3 protein-coding genes are annotated in these 2,924 nt (G+C 61.3%); all 3 read left to right on the forward strand.

From position 1 onward, the window contains the following. A partial coding sequence (locus Y708_RS24145; protein WP_051478876.1) for a hypothetical protein occupies window positions 1-597 on the forward strand: 597 nt, incomplete at its 5' end. 135 nt (window positions 598-732) lie between these two features. Then, a complete protein-coding gene (gene sucC / locus Y708_RS0109920; protein WP_028279818.1) occupies window positions 733-1,902 on the forward strand; it encodes an ADP-forming succinate--CoA ligase subunit beta in 1,170 nt (389 codons plus the stop codon). Between the two features lie 75 nt (window positions 1,903-1,977). Beyond that, window positions 1,978-2,880: a succinate--CoA ligase subunit alpha gene (gene sucD / locus Y708_RS0109925; RefSeq protein WP_028279819.1), complete on the forward strand. Its 903-nt coding sequence runs from the start codon at window positions 1,978-1,980 to the stop codon at window positions 2,878-2,880. Window positions 2,881-2,924: the final 44 nt, after the last annotated feature.

A 2,924-nucleotide genomic window follows, 5' to 3' on the forward strand; every position in this document is an offset into this window, starting at 1 on the left:
CCCGCGCCTACCGCCGAGACGCCGGACCTCACGCCGATGGAGCAGTTGGCCGCGATGCCGGAGGTGCCCATCGATGAGTTGCTTGCAGGCACGGAGGAAAATGTGGTTGCCTTCCTGAGCCATGACCGCAACGCGTACTGCACCATCACCACCAAGCAGGGCGGAGTTATCGACAGCCCGGTGGACAAGCTGCTCTCGGGCGGGGAACGTAACGACAATGAATTGGAAGTCTTCGCCGCCTACTGCGAGTTTGGGCGCTACCCGGAACCCAAGGAAATCACCGACAACTGCAACGGCACCAACCTCGGGTTCATGGGAGGCACCATGGTGCTCACGGCCGAGACAGCTGTTTATGGAGGTTGTCGGGTGGGCATGACCCTGATGGAATCCGAATTTGGCATCGGTGCCGAGCCGGGGGACGGCCCGGTGGCGAAGCTGCCGGTGGTGGATAGGGGGCAGGCCGTGGAACTGAATGGGTTCCGGTGCGGGTCCATCACCGAAGGAATGGTGTGCGCTGAGATGCAGACCGGTGTGGGTTTTCTGGTGGGGGACGAATCGTATGAGATTTTCGGCCTGCAGGAAACCGAGGAACCGTAGCTGAACGGGTTACTTTTCTACAACTCATAGAACTGTGTGCTTACTCACTAAACCGGTACTCTGGGGAAGGCGCTTCAGCCAAGGGACTAAAGTTCCCTGTGTAAACCTACTTCGACGTAGAAGGACACCAGCTAAGTGGACCTGTTTGAATACCAGGCGCGCGATCTCTTTGAGGCACACGGAGTACCCGTGCTTGCCGGCATCGTGGCGCACACCCCCGAAGAAGCAAAAGCAGCAGCTGAGAAAATTGGCGGCGTAGTTGTCGTTAAGGCTCAGGTAAAGGTCGGGGGCCGCGGTAAGGCCGGCGGCGTCAAGGTGGCCAAGACCCCGGATGAGGCGTTCGAGTATGCCTCGAACATCCTCGGTATGGACATAAAGGGCCACACAGTCCACAAGGTCATGATTGCCCAGGGTGCCGACATCGCCGAGGAATACTACTTCTCCGTGCTGCTGGATCGGGCCAACCGCAATTACCTCGCCATGTGCTCGGTTGAGGGTGGCATGGACATCGAGCAGCTCGCCGTGGAGCGCCCCGACGCGCTGGCCCGCATTGCCGTTGACCCCGCCGTCGGAATTGACCGCGCCAAAGCGGACGAGATCATTGACGCCGCAGGCTTCGCACCCGAGCTGCGGGAAGGTGTCGCGAACACCATCCTGAAACTGTGGGATGTCTTTGTAAAAGAGGACGCCACGCTGGTTGAGGTCAACCCGCTGGTCAAGACCGGCGCCGGCGACATTGTTGCCCTCGACGGCAAGGTCACGATCGACGAGAACGCCTACTTCCGTCAAGAGGGCCACGCGGCCCTTGAGGACAAGGACGAGGCAGACCCGCTCGAGGCGAAGGCCAAGGAAAACGACCTCAACTACGTCAAGCTCGACGGCGAAGTGGGCATCATCGGCAACGGCGCCGGCCTGGTCATGTCCACGCTCGACGTCGTCGCCTACGCCGGCGAGGCACACGGCAATGTCAAGCCCGCCAACTTCCTGGACATCGGCGGTGGAGCATCAGCCGCGGTCATGGCCGCGGGTCTGGACGTTATCCTCAACGACTCCCAGGTCAAGAGCGTATTTGTGAACGTCTTCGGCGGAATCACCGCGTGTGACGCCGTGGCCAACGGCATCGTGAAGGCACTCGAAATCCTTGGCGACAAGGAGAACAAGCCCCTGGTAGTGCGCCTTGACGGGAACAACGTTGAAGAAGGCCGTCGCATCCTCGCCGAGGCCAACCACCCGATGGTCACTCTGGCCACCACCATGGACGAAGGCGCCGACAAGGCCGCCGAGCTGGCTTACGCGGCCCGCTGATCGAGCCTGTACTCGGCGGTCGAGATTGTTCTCGGCGGTCGGGCCTGTCGAGACCCAAAGGATTAAGGAACATACATGTCTATCTTTCTCAATAAAGATTCCAAGGTGATTGTCCAGGGCATTACCGGTGGCGAAGGCACAAAGCACACCGCGCTGATGCTCCAGGCCGGAACGCAGGTAGTTGGCGGTGTCAACGCCCGTAAGGCCGGCACCACCGTCACGCACGGTGATGTCACTCTGCCGGTGTACGGCACGGTCAAGGAAGCTGTCGCCGAAACCGGTGCCGACGTTTCGATCGTTTTTGTTCCGCCGGCCTTCACCAAGGACGCAGTGGTTGAGGCCATCGACGCCGAAGTTGGCCTCGTTGTCATCATCACCGAGGGTGTTCCGGTGCAGGACTCGGCTGAGTTCTGGGCACTGGCGCAGTCCCGCGTCGGCTCCGACGGCAAGCAGATCACCCGGATCATTGGCCCCAACTGCCCGGGCATCATCACGCCGGGAGAGTCGCTGGTCGGAATCACCCCCGCCAACATCACGGGCAAGGGCGGCGTGGGCCTGGTGTCCAAGTCCGGCACCCTGACCTACCAGATGATGTTCGAACTTCGGGACCTCGGTTTCTCCACGGCCATCGGCATTGGCGGCGACCCCATTGTCGGCACCACGCACATCGATGCGCTGGAAGCCTTCGAGGCGGATCCCGAAACCAAGGCCATCGTGATGATCGGTGAAATCGGCGGCGACGCCGAAGAGCGGGCCGCGGAGTTCATCAAGGCCAACGTCACCAAGCCGGTTGTCGGCTATGTTGCCGGCTTCACTGCGCCGGAGGGCAAGACCATGGGCCACGCAGGCGCAATTGTCTCCGGTTCCGCAGGAACTGCGCAGGCCAAGAAGGAAGCGCTCGAAGCAGCCGGCGTGAAGGTCGGCGAGACTCCGTCGGAGACGGCAAAGCTCCTCCGTGAGGTCTACGAAACGCTGTAGTCCGAAACCACAAACTAACGACGACGGCGGCCGCCACCTTTCAA

The sequence above is a fragment of the Arthrobacter sp. H5 genome (assembly GCF_000520595.1).
Lineage (GTDB): Bacteria > Actinomycetota > Actinomycetes > Actinomycetales > Micrococcaceae > Arthrobacter_D.